This window comes from Tenacibaculum sp. Bg11-29 (assembly GCF_002836595.1).
Lineage (GTDB): Bacteria > Bacteroidota > Bacteroidia > Flavobacteriales > Flavobacteriaceae > Polaribacter.
The window spans coordinates 1495951-1518388 of the sequence record NZ_PJBB01000003.1; the positions used below are offsets into that span (position 1 = coordinate 1495951).

Annotated in this window: 15 protein-coding genes, 2 tRNA genes and 2 rRNA genes; 18 read left to right on the forward strand and 1 reads right to left on the reverse strand. The window is 32.7% G+C overall.

All coding sequences use genetic code 11. The annotated features are described in order from the left end of the window. Positions 1-221: 221 nt before the first annotated feature. The 5 genes from CXF68_RS06650 to CXF68_RS06670 all read left to right on the forward strand — a co-directional run bounded on the left by CXF68_RS06650 (position 222) and on the right by CXF68_RS06670 (position 7777). Positions 222-3105, forward strand: a 23S ribosomal RNA gene (locus tag CXF68_RS06650). 100 nt (positions 3106-3205) lie between these two features. After that, positions 3206-3314: ribosomal RNA gene (rrf, locus tag CXF68_RS06655) — 5S ribosomal RNA — on the forward strand. Between the two features lie 397 nt (positions 3315-3711). Then, positions 3712-5808 (forward strand): phosphate acetyltransferase, encoded by a 2097-nt coding sequence (gene pta, locus CXF68_RS06660; RefSeq protein WP_101043547.1) that lies wholly within the window; start codon positions 3712-3714, stop codon positions 5806-5808. Positions 5809-5810: 2 nt separating this feature from the next. After that, entirely contained in the window at positions 5811-6992 is a 1182-nt protein-coding gene (locus CXF68_RS06665) for an acetate/propionate family kinase (protein ID WP_101043548.1), read from the forward strand. 2 nt (positions 6993-6994) lie between these two features. Continuing rightward, positions 6995-7777 carry a tRNA pseudouridine synthase A gene (locus CXF68_RS06670; RefSeq protein ID WP_101047386.1) on the forward strand — a complete coding sequence of 261 codons (783 nt, stop codon included), beginning with the start codon at positions 6995-6997 and terminating at the stop codon, positions 7775-7777. Positions 7778-7975: 198 nt separating this feature from the next. On the opposite strand, the gene CXF68_RS06675 is transcribed toward CXF68_RS06670, so the two are convergent. Beyond that, complete coding sequence (locus CXF68_RS06675; protein WP_101043549.1) at positions 7976-9118, reverse strand: acyl-CoA dehydrogenase; 1143 nt, start codon at positions 9116-9118, stop codon at positions 7976-7978. An 89-nt stretch (positions 9119-9207) separates the two neighbouring features. Here CXF68_RS06675 and CXF68_RS06680 point away from each other — a divergent pair, with 89 nt between their 5' ends. From CXF68_RS06680 to CXF68_RS06740, 13 genes are all read left to right on the forward strand, one after another. After that, positions 9208-10269 (forward strand): anhydro-N-acetylmuramic acid kinase, encoded by a 1062-nt coding sequence (locus tag CXF68_RS06680; RefSeq protein WP_101047388.1) that lies wholly within the window; start codon positions 9208-9210, stop codon positions 10267-10269. Positions 10270-10457: 188 nt separating this feature from the next. After that, on the forward strand, positions 10458-11690 hold the full coding sequence (locus CXF68_RS06685) for a Glu/Leu/Phe/Val dehydrogenase dimerization domain-containing protein (protein ID WP_101043550.1): 1233 nt from the start codon (positions 10458-10460) through the stop codon (positions 11688-11690). Positions 11691-11705: 15 nt separating this feature from the next. Then, on the forward strand, positions 11706-13178 hold the full coding sequence (nhaB, locus tag CXF68_RS06690) for a sodium/proton antiporter NhaB (protein ID WP_101043551.1): 1473 nt from the start codon (positions 11706-11708) through the stop codon (positions 13176-13178). 111 nt (positions 13179-13289) lie between these two features. Next, entirely contained in the window at positions 13290-13976 is a 687-nt protein-coding gene (locus tag CXF68_RS06695) for a MotA/TolQ/ExbB proton channel family protein (RefSeq protein WP_101043552.1), read from the forward strand. Positions 13977-14007: 31 nt separating this feature from the next. Beyond that, a complete protein-coding gene (locus CXF68_RS06700; RefSeq protein WP_101043553.1) occupies positions 14008-14400 on the forward strand; it encodes a biopolymer transporter ExbD in 393 nt (130 codons plus the stop codon). Positions 14401-14402: 2 nt separating this feature from the next. Next, positions 14403-15221 (forward strand): energy transducer TonB, encoded by an 819-nt coding sequence (locus CXF68_RS06705; protein ID WP_101043554.1) that lies wholly within the window; start codon positions 14403-14405, stop codon positions 15219-15221. A gap of 374 nt (positions 15222-15595) precedes the next feature. Then, positions 15596-15820, forward strand: coding sequence for a hypothetical protein (locus tag CXF68_RS06710; RefSeq protein ID WP_157821865.1), 225 nt, complete (start codon positions 15596-15598; stop codon positions 15818-15820). 110 nt (positions 15821-15930) lie between these two features. Continuing rightward, positions 15931-17139 carry a folylpolyglutamate synthase/dihydrofolate synthase family protein gene (locus tag CXF68_RS06715; RefSeq protein ID WP_101043556.1) on the forward strand — a complete coding sequence of 403 codons (1209 nt, stop codon included), beginning with the start codon at positions 15931-15933 and terminating at the stop codon, positions 17137-17139. 68 nt (positions 17140-17207) lie between these two features. After that, positions 17208-17285, forward strand: a tRNA-Val gene (locus CXF68_RS06720). A 25-nt stretch (positions 17286-17310) separates the two neighbouring features. Continuing rightward, positions 17311-17385 (forward strand) — tRNA-Val (locus CXF68_RS06725). 113 nt (positions 17386-17498) lie between these two features. Next, positions 17499-18782: a nucleotide sugar dehydrogenase gene (locus CXF68_RS06730; RefSeq protein ID WP_101043557.1), complete on the forward strand. Its 1284-nt coding sequence runs from the start codon at positions 17499-17501 to the stop codon at positions 18780-18782. Next, positions 18782-19717: a Gfo/Idh/MocA family oxidoreductase gene (locus CXF68_RS06735; RefSeq protein ID WP_101043558.1), complete on the forward strand. Its 936-nt coding sequence runs from the start codon at positions 18782-18784 to the stop codon at positions 19715-19717. The genes CXF68_RS06730 and CXF68_RS06735 overlap by 1 nt, the downstream gene beginning before the upstream one ends. A 285-nt stretch (positions 19718-20002) precedes the next feature. Next, complete coding sequence (locus tag CXF68_RS06740; RefSeq protein WP_101043559.1) at positions 20003-22429, forward strand: SLBB domain-containing protein; 2427 nt, start codon at positions 20003-20005, stop codon at positions 22427-22429. Positions 22430-22438: the final 9 nt, after the last annotated feature.

Sequence of the window (22438 nt, forward strand, 5' to 3'; positions counted from 1 at the left end):
CTAGGTAATGCCTAGGGATAAGTAAAATTATTCCAAGAGTATTGCAGAATTAAAGTTGATAAAATACTTATCAATTGCGATTCGCCATGTTCATTGACATATTGGTAAAATGATATCGTAAAGAAATCAAGATAGAGAGTTAATTGAAAGATTAACAACAATATTTTTATAATAAATTATAAAGAGCTCGTTCTAAACATTTATGTTTAGAGCAAAAAGTACAATAAGCTAAATAAGGGCGTATGGCGGATGCCTAGGCTTTCAGAGGCGATGAAGGACGCGATAAGCTGCGATAAGTAACGGGGAGAAGCACATATTTTATGATCCGTTAATTTCCGAATGGGGCAACCCAGCATGTTGAAGACATGTTACCTAGCAATAGGGGCAAACCCGGTGAACTGAAACATCTAAGTAACCGGAGGAAGAGAAAACAATAGTGATTCCGTTAGTAGTGGCGAGCGAACGCGGATTAGCCCAAACCAATACTGTTACGGCAGTATTGGGGTTGTAGGGCTGCGACATTAGAATCTAAGTGAACTAGAATTGTCTGGAAAGACAAACCAAAGATAGTGATAGTCTAGTATAGGTAAGCGAAGATAATATAGCAGTACCCTGAGTAGTGCGGGACACGAGTAATCCTGTATGAATCCACCGGGACCATCCGGTAAGGCTAAATACTCCTGAAAGACCGATAGTGAACTAGTACCGTGAGGGAAAGGTGAAAAGAACCCTAAGTAAGGGAGTGAAATAGAACCTGAAACCGTACGCCTACAAGCGGTCGGAGCACATTTACTGTGTGACGGCGTGCCTTTTGCATAATGAGCCTACGAGTTACTGTTACTAGCAAGGTTAAGGATTTAAGGTCCGGAGCCGTAGCGAAAGCGAGTCTGAATAGGGCGACCATAGTTAGTAGTAGTAGACGCGAAACCGAGTGATCTACCCATGGGCAGGTTGAAGCTGTAGTAACATACAGTGGAGGACCGAACCAGTTGACGTTGAAAAGTCTTTGGATGACCTGTGGGTAGGGGTGAAAGGCCAATCAAACTCGGAAATAGCTCGTACTCCCCGAAATGCATTTAGGTGCAGCGTTGAGCGAAAGTTTTATAGAGGTAGAGCTACTGATTGGATGCGGGGGCTTCACCGCCTACCAATTCCTGACAAACTCCGAATGCTATAAAATGTTACTCAGCAGTGAGGGCATGGGTGCTAAGGTCCATGTCCGAGAGGGAAAGAACCCAGACCATCAGCTAAGGTCCCCAAATATATGTTAAGTTGAACTAACGAGGTGAAACTGCTTAGACAGCTAGGATGTTGGCTTGGAAGCAGCCATTCATTTAAAGAGTGCGTAACAGCTCACTAGTCGAGCGGTTTTGCATGGATAATAATCGGGCATAAACATATTACCGAAGCTATGGATTTAGTTATTAAATTAATTAAGTGGTAGGGGAGCATTCTATTTGCGCCGAAGGTGTACTGTAAGGTATGCTGGAGCGGATAGAAAAGAAAATGTAGGCATAAGTAACGATAAAGGGGGCGAGAAACCCCCTCACCGAAAGACTAAGGTTTCCTCAGCGATGCTAATCAGCTGAGGGTTAGTCGGGTCCTAAGGCGAATCCGAAGGGAGTAGTCGATGGATAACAGGTTAATATTCCTGTACTTCTTATAATTGCGATGGGGTGACGGAGTAATGAAAGCACCGCGAACTGACGGAATAGTTCGTTGAAACATGTAGCTATTGGAACAGTAGGTAAATCCGCTGATCTAGGTGAAATGTGATAGTACAACAAATCTTCGGATGCGTTGATAGTGTGCCTAAAGGCTTCCAAGAAAAACCTCTAAGCTTCAGATTATAAGAACCCGTACCGTAAACCGACACAGGTAGTTGGGATGAGAATTCTAAGGTGCTCGAGTGATTCATGGCTAAGGAACTAGGCAAAATCGACCCGTAACTTCGGGAGAAGGGTCGCCCATCTTCGGATGGGCCGCAGTGAAAAGGTCCAGGCGACTGTTTATCAAAAACACAGGGCTTTGCTAAATTGAAAGATGATGTATAAGGCCTGACACCTGCCCGGTGCTGGAAGGTTAAGTGGAGTTGTTAGCTTCGGCGAGGCAATGAAATGAAGCCCCAGTAAACGGCGGCCGTAACTATAACGGTCCTAAGGTAGCGAAATTCCTTGTCGGGTAAGTTCCGACCTGCACGAATGGTGCAACGATCTGGACACTGTCTCAGCCATGAGCTCGGTGAAATTGTAGTATCGGTGAAGATGCCGATTACCCGCAGCGGGACGAAAAGACCCCGTGAACCTTTACTATAGCTTCGTATTGGTTTTGGATAAGTAATGTGTAGGATAGGTGGGAGACTATGAAGCGGCGTCGCTAGGCGTTGTGGAGTTGTCCTTGAAATACCACCCTTTGCTTATCTAGAATCTAACTCAGCAATGAGAACAGTGCGTGGTGGGTAGTTTGACTGGGGTGGTCGCCTCCAAAAGAGTAACGGAGGCTTCTAAAGGTTCCCTCAGCACGTTTGGTAACCGTGCGTAGAGTGCAATGGCATAAGGGAGCTTGACTGAGAGACATACAGGTCGATCAGGTACGAAAGTAGAGCATAGTGATCCGGTGGTTCCGCATGGAAGGGCCATCGCTCAAAGGATAAAAGGTACTCCGGGGATAACAGGCTGATCTCCCCCAAGAGCTCACATCGACGGGGGGGTTTGGCACCTCGATGTCGGCTCGTCACATCCTGGGGCTGGAGAAGGTCCCAAGGGTTGGGCTGTTCGCCCATTAAAGTGGCACGCGAGCTGGGTTCAGAACGTCGTGAGACAGTTCGGTCTCTATCTGCTGTGGGCGTTAGAAATTTGAGTGGATTTGACTTTAGTACGAGAGGACCGAGTTGAACTAACCTCTGGTGTATCTGTTGTTCCGCCAGGAGCATTGCAGAGTAGCTACGTTGGGAAGGGATAAGCGCTGAAAGCATATAAGCGCGAAACCCACCACAAGATGAGATTTCTTTAAAGGGTCGTGGAAGATTACCACGTTGATAGGATACAGGTGTAAAGGCAGTAATGTCATAGCCGAGTATTACTAATAACCCATAGGCTTATGTATAGTTCCCGACCTTCGGGTCGGGACGCAAACTCTTTTGATAATTTACGATATGATTTTACTAATATGTTAACTTATACAGTTGTAATATACTGAAACAATTTAAGGTGATTATCGCAATGGGGCTCACCTCTTTCCATCCCGAACAGAGAAGTTAAGCCCATTTGCGCCGATGGTACTGCCAATGGTGGGAGAGTAGGTCGTTGCCTTTCTTTTAAACCTCAATCTAGTTATAGATTGAGGTTTTTTTTTGCCCTAAACTCAAATGAAAACAACGAATATCTAAGTATGAAGCTTTATATAGAATGATCTTTATTTAAATAGTGATAAATAATTTTATTAGAAAAAAGATAGTTATGCTGTAGAAGATTATAAGAATAGAATGCCTTAAAAAGATGACACACTTTAATATTCTATTTCTAATAATGTTTTATACTCAAAAAATAACATTATTATCTAGTTTTTAATTAGGATTGAAAGTATAAAAGAAGAATAACTCTAAATTAATTTGTTTATATATAGTTATAATTTTATTTATTTGGTAATTATACCAACAATTATCATAAAAAATTAATTTTATTTCGTGTAATTTTGCATAAAATAAGAAATATGAATAAAGCTGTTTATATCGCTGCAAGTGAAGCAAATTCAGGAAAGTCAATGCTGAGTCTGGGCTTAATGCAATTATTGCTTCGTAAAAAACCAAAAGTTGGATATTTTAGACCTATAATTGATAATCAAATAGGTGATAAAAGAGATAATCATATTAATACAGTTCTTAATTATTTTAATATAAAATGTTCTTACGACGATTGCTATGCTTTTACACGATCAGATTTAATTAATAAATTAAATAATGACGAAGAGGATGAAGTGATGACTAGTATTATTGAAAAATATAAAAATCTAGAAGATAAAAATGATTTTGTAATTGTTGAAGGAACAGATTTTTCTGACCATGGAGCTATTATTGAAATGGACTTAAATGTGTTAATAGCTAAGAATCTTGGAGTTCCTGTTATTATAGTTTCGGGAGGAGTAAATAAAACACTTGATGAGTTTATTCAAAGTTTAAAATTAACCTATGATTCTTTTGTAAATAAAGATGTAGAGGTTATATCGGTGATAGCTAATAAAGTTGAAGAAACAAACATTAGTATTATTATAGAAGAAGTTGGTAGAAATTTACCTGATTCAGTTTCAATTAACGCAATACCAATTAATAAAAAATTAAATAACCCAACGGTTAAAGAATTTTTAAAAGAAATTAATGCTGATGTATTATTTGGAAAAGAATTATTAAATAATACAACAGGTGACATTAAGGTAGGAGCAATGCAATTATCTCATTTTTTACATCACTTAACAGAAGGTAGTGTTGTAGTTACTCCTGCAGATAGATCTGATATATTATTAGGTACTTTACAAGCGAATATTTCTACGAATTATCCTTCAATATCTGGTATCGTACTTACTGGTGGTATTGAATTAAATCCATCAATACTTAAATTAATTGAAGGTTTAGAAAAAATTGTACCTGTTTTATGGGTTAAAGAAGGAACTTTTGCTGTTACGACTAAATTAGGAAATGTTCGATCTCATATATATGCAGAGAATGTTGACAAAATTAAAATGTCTTTAAATATATTTGAAACATACGTAGATGTTAAAACGCTGAATGATAAATTAATAAGTTATAAAGGAACAGATATTCTTACACCAAGAATGTTTCAATACAATCTGTTTAAAAAAGCAAAAGAAGTAAGAAAACATATTGTACTGCCTGAAGGAAATGATGACAGGATTTTAATAGCTGCCTCACAACTTCAAAAATCAGATATTGTTAAATTAACTATTTTAGGTAAAAGAGTAAACATTGAAGCTTCGATAAAACGATTAAACATTTCTTTTGATTTTGATAAAACCGAAATTATCAATCCGATTGAGTCTGATTATTTCAACGATTTCTCTAATACATTATATGAATTAAGAAAACATAAAGGATTAAGCCCTGCAATGGCAGAAGATTTAATGGGAGATGTTTCTTATTTCGGAACAATGATGGTACATAAAGGCCTTGCAGATGGAATGGTTTCTGGGGCAGCGCATACTACTCAACATACTATTAAACCAGCATTACAGTTTGTGAAAACGAAACCTGGATTTTCAGTAGTTTCATCTATTTTTTTTATGTGTTTAGAAGATAGGGTTTCTGTTTTTGGAGATTGTGCAATTAATCCAAATCCGTCAGCAGAAGAATTAGCTGAAATAGCAATTTCATCTGCGGATTCTAGTATTGCTTTTGGAATTGATCCTAAAATTGCAATGTTATCTTATTCATCTGGAGCTTCTGGAAAAGGAGAAGATGTCGATACAGTTAGAAGGGCAACAGAAATTATTAAAGAAAAACGACCAGATTTAAAAGTTGAAGGACCAATTCAATACGATGCAGCAGTTGACCCAGCTATTGGTAAAAAGAAATTACCAAATTCAGATGTAGCAGGCCAAGCAAATGTATTAATCTTTCCAGATTTAAATACAGGGAACAATACTTATAAAGCAGTACAAAGAGAAACTGGTGCATTAGCAATTGGTCCAATGTTACAAGGATTAAATAAACCTGTAAACGATTTAAGTAGAGGATGTACTGTTGATGATATTTTTAACACGATAATTTTAACTGCAATTCAAGCTCAAGATAAATAAATATGAAAATATTAGTAATAAATTCTGGTAGTTCATCTATAAAATATCAATTATTTGAAATGCCACAACAAGAAGTGATTTGTTCTGGATTGATAGAAAGAATTGGATTAGAAGTAGGTAATGTTCATTACAAATCAGTAAAGAATGATATTGAAGAAGCAATTGAAATTAAAGATCATAAAGCAGGTTTAGAAAAAGTAGTTGGTTTATTGCTTGATAAAAATGTAGGTGTAATAGCCTCTACAGATGATATTCAAATAGTAGCTCATAGAGTTGTGCATGGAGGAAATTCATTTACAAAAACTACGGTTGTAACAGATGAAGTTAAGGAAAAAATAGAGGAATTATTTTCATTAGCACCATTACATAACCCAGCTAATTTAGAAGGGATAAAAGTTGCAGAAACTATATTTACAAAGGCTCAACAAATTGCAGTATTTGATACAGCGTTTCACCAAACGATCCCTGTAAAAGCATATAAATATGCAATTCCGAATAAATTTTTAGAAGAAGATAAAATTCGATTATATGGCTTTCATGGAACGAGTCATAAATATGTATCGGAAAAAACAATTGAGTATTTAGGTAAAGAAAAATCTAAAATTATTACAATTCACTTAGGAAATGGTTGTAGTATTACTGCTATCGAAAACGGAAATAGTATTGATCATAGTTTAGGTTTCGGGCCAGTAACAGGACTAATTATGGGATCACGTTGTGGTGATATTGATCATTCTTTAATTTTCTATTTGATAAATAATCTTGGTTATGATGTGAATTATGTAAATAGTATGTTGCAAAAAGAAAGCGGAATGCTGGGGTTAACTGGATTTAGTGATTTGCGAGATATTGAAGCTGCGGCGGAAAAAGGAGATGAAAATTGTCAGTTAGCTTTAGACATGAATGCATACCGAATTAAAAAGTATATAGGTTCTTATATTGCAGCTATGAATGGGTTAGATGCTATTGTTTTTACAGCAGGTATAGGTGAGAACTCAGTTCTTATTAGAAAATTAGTTTGTAATTCTATGGAGTTTTTCGGGATAGAATTAGATGAAGTTAAAAACGATATGCGAGCAAAAGTATTAACAGAAATTCATAAAGAAACATCTAATGTAAAAATATTAGTAATTCCTACAAATGAAGAGTTAGAAATAGCGAAACAATCATACGGTTTATTATAATGATGAATTATAAGCACACGTATTTAGTTACGCTTCAATATTTAGGATTCAGGTTTCATGGATGGCAAAAGCAACCAAACTTAAAAACGGGACATCTTTTTTTAGACAAAACATTAAAGTTTATCTATAAAGGAATTCGTCTTAAAAGTTTGGGTGTTGGTAGAACTGACGCAAGAGTATCTGCAACTCATTTTGCTTTTCAATTGTTTATTGATGAGAAAGTAGATTTTGATCAATTTATGATAGACTTTAATGCAAATGCTCCTGGAGACATGAGAGCTTTAAAGATTGAAGATATTGATAGAAATTTCAATATTATTCAGCATCCGAAGTTAAAGGAATATCGATATTACTTTTCATACGGAGAAAAAAATCATCCATATGCTGCTCCATTTTTAACTAGGTTTAGAGAAAATTTAGATGTTGATTTGATGAAAGAAGGAGCCAAGTTCTTTGAAGGATTACATAATTTTAAAAGATATTGTACAAAACCATCTGAAGAAACTAAGGTTGAAAGAGAAATTGTGTCTTGTAGAATTGAAAAAAACACTGAATTAACGGCTTCTTTTTTTCCAAAAGAAAGCTTTGTATTAATAGTTAGAGGAGAAGGTTTTTTGAGAAATCAAATTCGTTTAATTATGGGTGGATTACATGATTTAGGTAAAGGAGAGGTTGATTTAAATTTTATTAAAGAAAGTTTAAATCCTGCATCAGATATTGAGTTTATAAAGAATATTGCCCCAGCTTCTGGTTTGCATTTACATAACATTGAATTTAAAGATTAGCGACATAAGTACACGTTGCGTTAGCGATTGAAGTTTTGACTGAGCTCTTTTATGAAGTATGAATAAAAAGCGAGTACGGAAAGCGCGACCCTTGTGGTAACGCCCATCTTTCGACTACGCTCAATACAAGAAAAGTCCATCAAATTAATGATGGACTTTAAAATTTATAGTTCTCGACTCCGCTCGTATAGAGAGGTTTTATCCTTTAATAATTCCTCTTGAAATTACAATTTTCTGAATTTCCGATGTTCCTTCGTAAATCTGAGTAATTTTAGCATCACGCATTAAACGTTCAACATGATAATCTTTTACGAAACCGTTACCACCGTGAATTTGCACAGCTTCAACAGATTGTTCCATCGCAACTTTAGAGGCATATAATTTAGCCATAGCCCCAGACATATCGTAATTATTACCTTGGTCTTTATCCCAGGCAGCTTTCATAACTAACATTCTAGCAGCTTCAACTTCTGTATGCATATCAGCTAATTTAAAAGCAATTGCTTGATGATTACAAATCTCAGTTCCGAATGCTTTACGCTCCTTAGAATATTTTAAAGCTAATTCGTAAGCTCCAGAAGCAATACCTAATGCTTGAGCAGCAATACCAATTCTACCACCTGATAAAGTTTTCATGGCAAATTTAAAACCAAATCCGTCTTCACCAATTCTATTTTCTTTAGGTACTTTTACATCGTTAAATTGTAAAGTATGTGTATCAGAACCACGAATTCCTAATTTATCTTCTTTAGGACCTACGTGAAAACCTTCCATTCCGGCTTCTACAATAAAAGCGTTGATACCTCTATGTTTTTTACTACGATCAGTTTGCGCAATTACTAAATAAACACCTGCACGACCACCATTGGTAATCCAGTTTTTAGTACCATTTAATAAGTAATAATCGCCTTTATCTTCAGCAGTTGTTGCTTGAGAGGTAGCATCAGAACCCGCTTCAGGTTCACTTAAACAAAAAGCACCTATTTGCTCACCTGTAGCTAATTTTGTTAAGTATTTTTGTTTTTGTTCTTCAGTTCCATAAGCTTCTAAGCCATAACATACTAAAGAGTTGTTTACAGAAACCATAACAGAGGCAGAAGCATCAATTTTAGAAAGTTCTTCCATTATTAATACATAAGAAATAGCATCCATTCCGCTTCCTCCGTATTTAGGATCTACCATAATACCTAAAAAACCAACTTCACCCATTTTACGAACTAATTCGTCTGGAAAGGTTTGCGCATTATCTCTTTCAATTACTCCTGGTAATAATTCGTTTTGAGCAAAATCACGAGCTGCATCACGAATCATTATATGTTCTTCTGTTAAACTAAAATCCATTATATATGATTATTATATTCGTAAAAAATGTCTACAAATATACTTTTTTAATGGCATATTTTCAACAGAGTTTTATTATTTTTACATATATGAATGGAGATTATTGCTTTACAATAGGTTTGATGTCTGGGACATCATTAGATGGAATTGATTTAGTTTATGTTAAGTTTAATAAAAAGAATTATAAGAGTTTTAAAATATTAGCAGCTAATACTATTTCTTATAGCGATAAATGGAAAAATGAACTGAAAACAGCCATTCATTTTTCTAAAGAAGATCTAATCATACTTGATATAGAATATGGTAAATTATTAGGAAAAGAAATTAATTTTTTTATTGAAAAAAATGATATTGTAGATCTTGATTTTATAGCTTCTCATGGCCATACAATTTTACATCAACCAGATAAAGGTATTACACTTCAGGTTGGTAGTGGAAAAATAATATCTGAAATAACGAATCAAAAAGTTGTTTGTGATTTTAGAACGCAAGATGTTAATTTTGGAGGACAAGGAGCTCCATTAGTTCCTATTGGTGATGAATTATTATTTTCTAATTATGAGTTTTGTGTTAACCTTGGTGGTTTTGCAAACGTTTCATTTAAAGAAAAAGGGCATAGAATTGCGTTTGATATCTGTCCTGTAAATATTGTGTTAAATCATTATGTTCAAAAATTAGGATTTGATTATGATGATAAAGGGAATATTGCGGCTAAAGGAAAGATAAATGAAGATTTATTAAAAGAATTAAATTCTTTAGAATTTTATAAAAAAACAGCACCTAAATCTCTAGGATTAGAGTGGGTGCTGTCAAATATTTTACCAATAATTGATGGGAAAGAAAAAAATATTTCAATTATTTTAAGAACATTTATAGAACATTCAGCTATTCAAATAGGAAAAATAATTCAGAATAATGGCGCTCTTTTAATAACAGGAGGAGGTGTTTTTAACTCTTTTTTAATGAAAAGAATAGAATTTTATTCAAAAAGGAAAGTAGAAATTCAGACGATAGAGCTTATTAATTATAAAGAAGCTTTAATTTTTGCTTTTTTAGGATTGTTACGTGTTGATAATCAAGTGAATTGTTTAAGTAGTGTAACAGGCGCAAGAAAAAATCATTCAGCAGGTGTTATTTTTAATCCGCAGTAATTTAGAATCAAAAAATTTGACCTATTATTTTTTTTATGGTAGTTTTGTGACAGTATGTTTTTAAACCTAAATTAAATAAATAAAATTTTTTAAATGAGACAGCTTTAGCTTCTCCTAGCGAGAACATTTTACACAGATTATTTTAAAGATTATAACAAATTAAAGTTGAAAATTTATTAAAGAATATTATGAAAGATTTACTTAAAATATACGAGCAAAAAGAACCAGAAATTGTTTTTCACTGGAGAGATCAAGAAACTGAAGCTGAAGGATGGACTGTAATAAACTCTTTAAGAGGAGGAGCTGCTGGAGGTGGAACTAGAATGCGTAAAGGATTAAATAAGAACGAAGTTTTATCTTTAGCAAAAACAATGGAAGTTAAGTTTACTGTTTCTGGACCAGCAATTGGAGGTGCAAAATCAGGAATTAACTTTGATCCTAATGATCCAAGAAAAAGAGGTGTTTTAGAGCGTTGGTATAAAGCAGTTACTCCGCTATTAAAACATTATTATGGTACAGGAGGAGATTTAAATGTTGATGCAGATAAAGATGTAATTCCAATTACAGAAAGCTGTGGAGTTTGGCATCCTCAAGAAGGAATTTTTAATGGACATTTTAAGCCAACAGAAGCAGATAAAATTAATAGAATAGGCCAATTACGTCAAGGTGTAATTAAGGTGATAGAAGATAAACAATTTTCACCAGATTTATCTAGAAAATATACGGTTGCAGATATGTTAACTGGTTATGGTGTTGCCGAAGCAGTTAAACATTATTATAATATTTATGGGGGAACTATTTCTGGGAAAAGAGCAATTGTTCAAGGTTTCGGTAATGTAGGTTCAGCAGCAGCATATTATTTAACTCAATTAGGAGCAAAAGTTGTTGGTATTATTGATAGAGAAGGAGGGGTTATAAATGAAAATGGATTTTCTATGGAGGAAATGAAGGATTTATTTTTAGCGAAAGACGGAAATAAGTTAGTTTCTAGTGAAATGATTCCTTTTGATGAAATTAATCAAAAAATATGGAGTTTACCAGCGGAAATATTTGTTCCAGCTGCAGCTTCAAGGTTAGTTTCTCAAGAGCAAGTACAAAAAATGATTGATACAGGTTTGGAAGTGATTTCTCCAGGAGCAAATGTACCTTTTGCTGATAAGGAAATATTCTTTGGACCAATTATGGAATATACAGATAGTCATTTAAGTTTATTGCCAGATTTTATTTCTAATTGTGGTATTGCCAGAGTTTTTGCTTATTTAATGGAAGCTAAAGTAGCTTTACCTATGGAAGATAAAGCAATATTTGATGATACATCAAATATTATAAAAAAGGCATTACAAAGATCATTTGCAAAGAGTGCATCAAAAACAAAAATTTGCTCAACAGCATTTGAAATAGCATTAAAAGAATTGATATAAATAATAAAAAAAGATATGTTTAAAAATTTTTTAGGTAATAGTCCGAAATGGTTTAAAATGACCATGATTGGTTTTTTAATTTTCAATATATTTTCGTTGTTCATATTAGGAAAAACAATTACGGCATGGCTTTTTATAGGGGAGTTTATTTTTACTCTGGCAATGGCTTTAAAATGTTACCCATTACAATCGGGGGGCTTATTAGCTATAGAAGCAATAGCATTAGGATTAACGACACCGAAAAATGCATATCATGAAGTTAGTCAGAACTTAGAAGTAATATTACTTTTAGTGTTTATGGTGGCTGGGATTTATTTTATGAAACCTTTATTAATGTTTATTTTTAGTAAAGTATTCACTAAAATAAAATCAAAAGTTCTTTTATCATTATTATTTGTTTTCTTATCAGCATTATTATCGGCTTTCTTAGATGCATTAACGGTAACAGCAGTATTAATTAGCGTTGCAGTTGGTTTTTATGGAGTGTATCATAAAATTCATTCGAGTGCAAAAGATTATAACGAAGATGGAATTTTAGATAGAGATGAATTAAGTGGAGAAACACTAGAGCAATTTCGTAGCTTTTTGCGTAGTTTAATAATGCATGGTGTTGTAGGTACGGCGCTAGGAGGTGTATGTACTTTAGTTGGTGAACCTCAAAATTTATTAATAGGAGAACGCTTAGGTTGGGATTTTATAGAATTCTTTAAGCAAATGGCTCCAATTACGATTCCTGTATTATTTGCAGGTATGGCAACTACAGTTGTTCTTGAACTTACGGGATGGTTTAGTTTTGGTGCTAAGTTGCCTAAAATAGCTGCAAGTATAATTGAAAAATATACAGAAGAAGAAGATAGTAAACGTACAGATAAAGAAAAGTATGGTTTAATAGTACAAGCTACTTCTGCTATATTGTTAATTGCAGGTTTAGCATTACATATTGCACCTGTTGGTTTTATTGGTTTAGCTTTAATTATTGTTCAAACGGCATTTATGGGGATGATTGATGAGCATCAATTAGGACCAGCGTTTGAAGAGGCATTACCCTTTACAGGTTTGTTAGTGGTATTTTTTGTAATTGTAGCAATGATTCATGATCAACATTTATTCACACCAATAATAGCTTGGGCACTAGATCAAGATCCAGCTTCACAACCAGGGTTATTTTACCTTGCAAACGGTGTATTATCAGCAATAAGTGACAATGTTTTTGTTGCAACGGTTTACATAGGTGAAGTACAAGAAGCTTTTAAAAATGGAGTTATTACTAGAGAGCATTTTGAAAAATTAGCAATTGCTATTAACACAGGTACAAATTTACCAAGTGTAGCTACGCCAAATGGTCAAGCTGCATTTTTATTCTTATTGACATCATCATTAGCACCATTAATAAATTTATCATATGGTAAAATGGTGAAAATGGCATTACCATATACTATAGTTTTAGGAACATTAGGGTATGTTATGGTGAAATTTGTGTTAGGATAAATAAAATGATAATGATTTAATTAAAGAATCCTGAGTTTTTAAAAAAATTCAGGATTTTTTTAAGCAATTAATAAACAAGATAACCGTTAATATATTTATAAAATTAATTTAATGATAGCTAATTTTCAAGAACAAACAGAGTTGCTAGAAGAAGTAACAAAAGAAAAAACATTATCAATTTATAATTTAATTATAGATGGTGGTGTTGGAGGACAAGTTATAATTGCGATTTTATTTGTGTTATTAGCGGTAGCACTTTATATTTATTTTGAACGTTTTTTCGCTATTAAAGCAGCCTCTAAAGTTGATGAAAACTTCATGAACCAAATAAGAGATCATGTAACTAATGGTAAGTTAGAAAGTGCAAAAGCATTATGTGAAAACACAGATTCACCAACGGCAAGATTAATTGGTAAAGGGGTTTCAAGAATAGGAAAGCCGTTAGAAGATATTAACAAGGCAATAGAAAATGCAGGAAAATTAGAGGTATATCAATTAGAAAGAAATGTTTCAGTAGTAGCAACAATTGCTGGTGCTGCACCGATGATTGGTTTTTTAGGTACTGTAATTGGAATGATAGTTGCTATACATGAAATAGCAAATTCAGGAGGACAAATAGATATAAAGCTACTGTCAGATGGGTTGTATACTGCAATGACAACAACTGTAGGAGGTTTAATTGTAGGTATTATTGCCTATATTGCTTATAATCACTTAGTCGTTCGTACAGATAAAGTTGTATATCAAATGGAAGCCAAATCTGTAGAGTTTTTAGATTTGTTAAATGAACCTGTATAATAATTAGTCTTTTAATTTTAGAATAAATAAAATGAATTTAAAAGGAAGAAATAAAGTTGATCCAAGTTTTAATATGTCGTCTATGACGGATATTGTTTTCTTATTATTAATCTTTTTTATGTTAACATCAACATTAGTTACAGTGAGCGCAATTGATGTGTTATTACCAAAAGCAGGAGGGAAAACAGAAAATAATACAGCAGTAGCTGTTAGTATAACTGACAAATCTTCTTTTTATATTGATAAAACAAAAGTAAGCGAAGTTAATTTAGAAAGAACGATACTTACAAAAGTAGGAGCAGATAAAAAGAAAACGGTAGTAATTAGAGGAGATCAAAATGCGCCATATAAAAATGTGATGAAAATTATAGATATCGCAAATAGAAATAAATTAAAAATGATTTTAGCTGTTAAAGGTAAATAATAATGTTAGTTTTAAATACAGAACATAAACGTAAATCAGCAATTATCACTGCTATTATTCTAATGCTTTTGGTAGTTGGGGTGTTTAACTATGGAATGACGTATCTAGATCCACCAATTGAATACGGACTAGCAATTAATTTTGGAATCTCCGAAGTAGGTAGTGGAGAACCTGTGCAGAATACCAAAAAACAAGCTGCACAAGAGCAACAAGAAGAAACTGTTAAAGAGCAAGTAAAAGAAACTTCACAAGAGACTATTCAAGAAGAAGTAATCACTGATGATAGTGCTAAAAATGTTCCTGCTATAGAGAAAGCAGAAGAAGAAAAGAAAGAAGTAAAAGAAACGCCTAAAAAAATAATAAAAGAACAAAAACCAAAGCCATCAAAACAAACAACGGATGCTCTAAATAGTCTTTTAAATGGTGCCTCTAAAGACGGTGCAACGAAAGGAGAAGGAGATGATAACAAAGAAGGTGTAAAAGGTAATGAGAATGGAAATTCGAATTCTAATAAATATTACGGTAATTCAGGAAGTGGATCTGGGGGTAATTATAATTTAGCAGGAAGAAAAGCATTATCTAAGCCTATAAAAAAACCAAATTGTGAAGAAGAGGGTACTGTTGTGGTAAATATTGAAGTTAACCAAAACGGAAAAGTTATTAAAGCTCAGGTTGGTGGTGTAAAAGGAAGTACTAGCTCTGCTGCATGTTTAGAGAAAGCTGCTAAAGAAGCTGCTTTAAAAACAAGATGGAATGCAGATGGTAAAGCCCCATCAAAACAAAGAGGAACAATTATCTACAAGTTCTCTTTGTCTCAATAGTTGTATTTTACAAAATTGAAACTAATAATAGTATTACTACTCCTGTTTTATTGTGAAAACAGTAAGAAAGGAATTGAAGAAGGTTTTATTATCCCAGTGAAATTTCCTTTCCTAAAAAAGAAAACTATGAAGTATTAAACTTTAAATCATTTAAAAACTTTGAGGATCTAATTGATAGTTTAGAGGGGGTAAATTACTATGATAAAAAAGCTTACTTCAAATTAGAAAAGAATAAACAAGAATATAATATTTTAGTATCAACAATTTTTGGTAAGGGAGGGCCGCCTTTTTTGAAATTTAAGAATATTTTGAGTATTTCAAAAGAAAGTATACTAAAAGAAAAGAAATACCCTATAGGTGATCTAAAAAGTATATTGAAGAAGGATTTATTAAATCATGGAAAAAATGACAAGTACTCAGATTCGCCTGAAAAGCTTGTTGTTTCCTTAACATGTAAAATAGATGAGCTTGATTTTTTATTAATGAAAGTAGTTGCTGCGTTTAACGAAATTCAAGAACATTCATCTGATTCTTTGAAACTAAATGTATTTCTAAATAGAAGAATTGAAATATCTCCACCACCACCACCATTAATATAGAAAACATTAAACATAAATATATGTGAGCATATAATACGTTTTTTCAGTCTTAAAAGACATTACATAATTATAGCATATATTGCTCCATACATAGTTTATAAATAATACATATGACATATCAAGAAACCTTAGATTGGATGTTTACACAATTGCCAATGTACCAGCGTCAAGGTAAAACAGCATTTAAAAAAGATTTAACTAATATTCAAGCTTTAAGTAATGAGTTAGGAAATCCAGAAAAGATGTTTAAATCGGTTCATGTAGGAGGTACTAACGGAAAAGGCTCGACAAGTCACATGATAGCATCTGTTTTACAGGAAGCAGGTTATAAAGTAGGCCTGTATACATCTCCACACCTTAAGAATTTCACAGAACGTATTCGAATTAATGGTATAGAAATTCCTGATGAAAATATTGTTGCTTTTATTTCAGAAAATAAAGAATTTTTAGAGAAACAAAAGGTGTCGTTTTTTGAAATGACAGTAGGTATGGCGTTTGATTATTTTGTAAATCAAAAAGTAGACATAGCAATTATTGAAGTAGGTTTGGGTGGAAGATTAGACTCTACTAATATTATAACCCCTGAAGTTTCGGTGATAACAAACATAGGATTGGATCATACACAGTTTTTGGGAGAAACGTTACCTGAAATTGCATATGAAAAGGCTGGTATTATAAAAAATGGAATTCCTGTTATTATAGGGGAGAAACAAGAGGAAGTTAAACAAGTTTTTTTAACTAAAGCAAAAGGTTGTAATTCTGAAATTTTATTTGCTTCTGATGAAGAGGACGATTATAAAACAGATTTGTTAGGGGATTATCAATCTAAAAATATATTAACAGCGATAAAAACAGTAAAACAACTTAAAGATTTTAATGTTTTAGAAAAACATATAGAAAAAGGTTTGTTAAATGTGGTGAAAAACACAAATTTAAAAGGTCGTTGGCAGATTTTGGAAGAAGAACCTAAAGTTATTTGTGATACAGCTCATAATAAAGAGGGATTAAATTATACCTTAAAACAGCTTCAAAATGAAAAGTATGAAAATTTGCATATTGTTTTAGGGGTAGTTTCTGATAAAAAATTGAATGAGGTATTACCTCTTTTTCCGAAAAATGCAACTTATTATTTTTGTAAACCAGATATTGTAAGAGGTTTGTCAGAAAAAAAATTAAAGAAGCAGGCTAATGAGTATAATTTAATAGGAGAATCGTTTGTTTCTGTTAGTCAGGCTTTTGAAGTGGCCAAATTGAATGCAGGGAGCCAAGATGTGATTTATATAGGGGGGAGCACGTTCGTTGTTGCTCAAGTTTTATAAAAAAAACGTAAAAAAAATTTGTGAGTCTCTAAAAGGATTGTATATTTGCACCCGCAATTAGCACATAAGGGCGCGTAGCTCAGTTGGTTCAGAGCACTTGGTTTACACCCAAGGGGTCAGGGGTTCGAATCCCTTCGCGCCCACCAATAAGTCTTAAAGTTAATTGCAAACGGGCGCGTAGCTCAGTTGGTTCAGAGCACTTGGTTTACACCCAAGGGGTCAGGGGTTCGAATCCCTTCGCGCCCACTGAAAGTCTCATCAAATTTTGATGAGACTTTTTTTTGTTTATAATATTTTGTTTGATAATGTTTTTTGTACTTTTGTAGGCTATTTACAAGGTATTTTTAGTAACGAAAAAGATGAATACACCCAAAATTGCAATTATAGGATTAGGTTATGTTGGTTTACCATTGGCTAGGTTATTTGCAGCTAAATATTCCGTTGTTGGTTTTGATATAAAAACTAAAAGGGTTCAAGAATTAAAGTCAGGTGTAGATGTAACACTGGAAGTTGATAATGAATTATTGAAATCTGTTTTAGTAGATGAGAATTCTAATAAAAAAGGATTATTTGTTACATCTAATTCAGAAGATATAAAGCAGTGTAATTATTATATTGTAACAGTTCCAACATCTGTAGATAAAAATAATCAACCGATCTTAACCCCATTATTAAGTGCGAGTAAAACAATAGGAACTGTTCTTAATATAGGTGATACTGTTATATATGAATCTACAGTGTACCCTGGAGCTACAGAAGAGGATTGTGTTCCTGTACTTGAAGCTGTATCAAATTTAAAATTAAACAAAGAATTTTATGTGGGATATTCTCCAGAAAGAATAAGTCCAGGTGATAAAATTCGTACAGTTGAAAATATTTTAAAAGTTACTTCTGGTTCTACCGAAGAAATAGCAAAAAAAATTGACGATTTATATAAATCGGTAATTAAGGCTGGAACTCATATGGCTCCCTCTATAAAGGTTGCTGAAGCTTCAAAAATTATAGAGAATTGTCAAAGAGATATTAATATTGCTTTTGTTAACGAGTTGGCTAAAATATTTAACTTAATGAATATTAATACCAACGAAGTTTTAGAAGCAGCTTCTACAAAATGGAATTTCTTACCTTTTAAGCCAGGATTAGTTGGTGGGCACTGTATTGGTGTTGATCCTTTTTACTTGGCTCAAAAAGCACAACAATTTGGGTACTACCCTGAAATAATTTTATCTGGTAGAAGATTGAATGATAGTATGGGGAATCATGTGGCGTCAGAAGTTGTGAAATTAATGATTTCAGAAGATGTAAAAGTGAAAAATGCTGAAATTTTAATTTTAGGAATCACTTTTAAAGAGAATTGTCCAGATATAAGAAACACAAAAGTAATTGATGTATATCATGCTTTAAAAAGCTATGGGGTTGCTGTAGATATTTATGATCCTTGGGCTAGAAAAGAAGAAGTTTTTACCGAGTATGATTTAGGGTTGAAGCCTAATTTGTATGATAAGAAATATGATGCTGTCGTTTTAGCAGTGTCGCACAATGAATTTAAACAAATTGATTTATCTAGGTTAAAGAAAAATAAAGGAGTTGTTTATGATGTGAAGAATTTTCTACCTAAAGAGTTAATAGATAAAACATTATAATGAAGAATTTTGCTTTAATTGGAGCAGCAGGATATATTGCTCCACGTCATTTAAGAGCTATAAAGGATACTAATAATAATTTAGTAGCAGCTCTCGACAAATTTGATAGTGTTGGTGTGATGGATAGTTATTTTCCGAAAGCTGATTTTTTTGTAGAGTTTGAACGATTTGATCGTTACATAGAAAAAATTAAACGGCAACAAGGTGTACAGCTTGATTATGTAAGCATATGTACACCAAACTACTTACATGATTCACATATTAGAATGGCATTAAGAAGAGGGGCTGATGCTATTTGTGAAAAACCTTTGGTATTGAATCCTTGGAATTTAGAGGCTCTTCAAGCTATAGAGAAAGAATCAGAAAATAAAGTAAATACAATATTGCAATTACGATTACACCCAAGTATTATTGCGTTAAAGAAAAAAGTTGATTCTGAAAGTAAAAAAGGTAAATACGATGTTGATTTAACATATATTGCTTCTCGAGGAAATTGGTATGATGTCTCTTGGAAAGGAGATGAAAGTAAATCAGGAGGAATAGCAACAAATATTGGAATTCATTTTTACGATATGCTCTCTTGGGTTTTTGGAGAAGTACAAGAAAATATAGTGCATTTAAGAGAGAAAGATAAATCTGCAGGATATTTAGAGTTTGAAAAGGCTAGAGTGCGTTGGTTTTTATCAATAGATGAAAATTCTTTACCTATAGAAGTTAAAGAGAAGCAGCAACGAACTTACCGTTCAATTACTGTTGATGGTGATGAAATTGAGTTTAGTGGAGGTTTTACAGAATTACATACAGAAAGTTATAAAGGGATTTTAAAAGGGCGCGGTTTTGGTTTAGTAGATGCTAAGTCATCAATTGAAATAGTACATGGTATAAGGAATGCTGAGTTGGTTAATTTTGGAGAGAAACATTATTTTGTAAGATAAAGATAACAGAATTAAGTAAGTCGTTTTTTATGACTTTTAATAATAATTGTGAATTTGTTTTTTTAAATAATAAATGATGGTACTTTATTTGTTGTGATAAGTGTAAATAAATTCAGAGCTTAGAAGTATTATTGTTTAATAATGAAAATAATTTCATTATTCTCATTTTAATAAAAAGTTAGAACTAATGAAAAATACCATTATCTTTGACGGCCGAAATCAGTATGTTTTAGGTGGTTTTTTAGAAAAAAAAGAGTGTTATTCAATCGGGAAATAAATAAAAAAATGATATTAAAAAAGCTAAATATTTTATTAATATTCTTATTGCTTAGTTTATGTATTAATACAATTAAAGCTCAAGATATTCAAGGTAACTTGAGCCAAATTGAAGTAGATAATCTTTCAGATAAAGAAGTTGCTAATTATTGGAGTAAAATAAAAAAAGAGGGCTATACTTTAGAACAGGCATTGTCGATTGCTAAAACTAGGGGGATGTCAGAACTACAAGCTCAAAAACTTCAGACTAGAATTAGGAACCTTGGAAATACTAGTTTGAGTAAAAATGAAGAAAAAGTTAATGAAAATGAAGAAAAAGAAGAAGAAGGTCTATATTTTGGACTAACTGGAGAAGAAAAGGATAAGGAAGAAAAAAAAGAAAAACTTTTTGGGTATGACTTTTTTAATAACCCAAATATTTCATTTACCCCCAATTTAAATGTAGCAACACCAGAAAATTATATTGTAGGAGCGGGAGATATTCTTTCTGTTGATTTATGGGGAGCAGCTGAAGCTAATTATGAGAAAAAAGTTAATAGGCAAGGAGCTATTAATATCCAAGGTGTTGGTAATATTCATTTAATAGGTTTGCCAATTAAAGCCGTAAGAGCTAAAATTAAAAACTATTTAAAAAGAATTTATTCAGGAATTGGAGCTTCATCTAATAGCTATAACAAAGTTAACATAGCGGTATCTATTAAAGAAGTTAGAAATGTTCAAGTGAGTATTGTTGGTGAGGTAAAAGTTCCAGGTTCGTATTCATTGAGTGCTTTTTCAACAGTTTTAAATTCATTGTATGCTGCTGGAGGACCTACTAAAAATGGAACTTTTAGAAATGTTAGGCTTTTTAGAGCTGGACAAAAGATAGCTGATTTTGATTTTTACGATTTTTTAGTAAACGGATCTGAAGCTGGAAATATAACGGTACAAGATCAAGATGTTATTATTATAAAGCCTTATGAGAAATTAGTTACGATTGAAGGAGCTGTTAAAAGGCCAGGTTTGTACGAAATGAAAGAATCTGAAACAGTTGCAGACCTGTTAAGGTATTGTAGTGGTTTCGTTTCGAACGCTTACAAACAGAATATAGTTATAGAAAGAGTAAGCGGCATACAAAAAGAAATAGTAGAAATTCCATTTAAAGAGTTGTCTATTGAAAAGTTAAAAGATGGTGATTTTATAAAAATAAATGAAATTGCTGATGAATTTTCTAACAGAATAATTATAGCAGGGGCAATATTTCAACCTGGAAACTACGAGTATGAAGAAAATTTATCAGTTGGTGCTTTATTAAAGAAGGCAGAAGGGGTAACCAGAGAAGCTTTCTTAGATAGAGGGATTATAGTCAGAACCTATGATGAAACAAATAAAGAAACTATTTCATTCTCTTTGAGAAATAAAAATAAAAACTTATTTTTAAGAGAAAATGATAGTATTTATATTTTTAATAAAGAAGAATTAAAAGAAAAAGAATTTATCACAATTAATGGAGCAGTAAATAAAGCAGATAAGTTTGATTTTATGAGAGGGATGCAAGTAGAAGATTTAATTGTACTTGGAGGTGGATTAAAAGACGGTGCAGATTCTAATACTATTGATGTCTCTAGAAGATTAAAAGATGGTAGTTTTGAAACAATTAGTGAGAATTTTGATCTTAAAGCAGGTCAAAACTTAGAAGGTACTGCTAGTAATAATTTTATTTTGCAGCCTTTTGACGTTGTTTCTGTTCGTTATTTAAAAGGATATACTGAGCAGAAAACTGTTTTTATTAAAGGGGAGGCTAATTTTGAAGGAGAATATTCTATAGGTGCAAAAAACGAAAAAATTTCTGATTTAATAAAACAAGCAGGCGGGTTAACTAAGTTTGCTTATATAGAAGGTGCTTTTTTAACAAGAAAGAATAATGCATTAGAAGACGAAAAGCAATTAGAAATGATTTCTGATTTTGCAAAAAAAGATACATTGAGTGTTACCTCTGATGAAGTAAAAAAGACATTTAAAATCGGTATAAATTTAAAGAAAATTTTAGAAAATAAAGGTATTGAGAATTCAAAATTTGATTTAATTTTAGAGGAAGGGGATGAACTTTTTATTCCATCAGAAAGGCAAACCGTAAAAGTCGAAGGAGAAGTATTGTCTCCTTCATTAGTAAGATATGAAAAAGGAAAAAACTTTAAACATTATATAGAAAACTCTGGAGGCTTTTCTGCAAATGCAAAAAAGAGTAGGGCTTATGTAATTCATGCGAATGGAGACATAAAGACAACTAAGCGTTTTTTGTTTTTTAAATCATATCCAGATGTTAAACCAGGATCTGTAATTTTGATACCTAACAAGCCTGAAAATGTTAAGAAGATATCAACACAGGAGATTATTGCAATCACAACAGGTTTAGCAACCCTAGGGGTTTTGGTAAAGAGTTTAACGGATAAGTAATTAAGTGAT

Bases quoted from the DNA above. Each gene is read 5' to 3' on its own strand.
- pta (WP_101043547.1), top strand. From the start codon at position 3,712: ATGAATAAAGCTGTTTATATCGCTGCAAGTGAAGCAAATTCAGGAAAG.
- CXF68_RS06665 (WP_101043548.1), top strand. From the start codon at position 5,811: ATGAAAATATTAGTAATAAATTCTGGTAGTTCATCTATAAAATATCAA.
- CXF68_RS06670 (WP_101047386.1), top strand. From the start codon at position 6,995: ATGAATTATAAGCACACGTATTTAGTTACGCTTCAATATTTAGGATTC.
- CXF68_RS06675 (WP_101043549.1), bottom strand. From the start codon at position 9,118: ATGGATTTTAGTTTAACAGAAGAACATATAATGATTCGTGATGCAGCT.
- CXF68_RS06680 (WP_101047388.1), top strand. From the start codon at position 9,208: ATGAATGGAGATTATTGCTTTACAATAGGTTTGATGTCTGGGACATCA.
- CXF68_RS06685 (WP_101043550.1), top strand. From the start codon at position 10,458: ATGAAAGATTTACTTAAAATATACGAGCAAAAAGAACCAGAAATTGTT.
- nhaB (WP_101043551.1), top strand. From the start codon at position 11,706: ATGTTTAAAAATTTTTTAGGTAATAGTCCGAAATGGTTTAAAATGACC.
- CXF68_RS06695 (WP_101043552.1), top strand. From the start codon at position 13,290: ATGATAGCTAATTTTCAAGAACAAACAGAGTTGCTAGAAGAAGTAACA.
- CXF68_RS06700 (WP_101043553.1), top strand. From the start codon at position 14,008: ATGAATTTAAAAGGAAGAAATAAAGTTGATCCAAGTTTTAATATGTCG.
- CXF68_RS06705 (WP_101043554.1), top strand. From the start codon at position 14,403: ATGTTAGTTTTAAATACAGAACATAAACGTAAATCAGCAATTATCACT.
- CXF68_RS06715 (WP_101043556.1), top strand. From the start codon at position 15,931: ATGACATATCAAGAAACCTTAGATTGGATGTTTACACAATTGCCAATG.
- CXF68_RS06730 (WP_101043557.1), top strand. From the start codon at position 17,499: ATGAATACACCCAAAATTGCAATTATAGGATTAGGTTATGTTGGTTTA.
- CXF68_RS06735 (WP_101043558.1), top strand. From the start codon at position 18,782: ATGAAGAATTTTGCTTTAATTGGAGCAGCAGGATATATTGCTCCACGT.
- CXF68_RS06740 (WP_101043559.1), top strand. From the start codon at position 20,003: ATGATATTAAAAAAGCTAAATATTTTATTAATATTCTTATTGCTTAGT.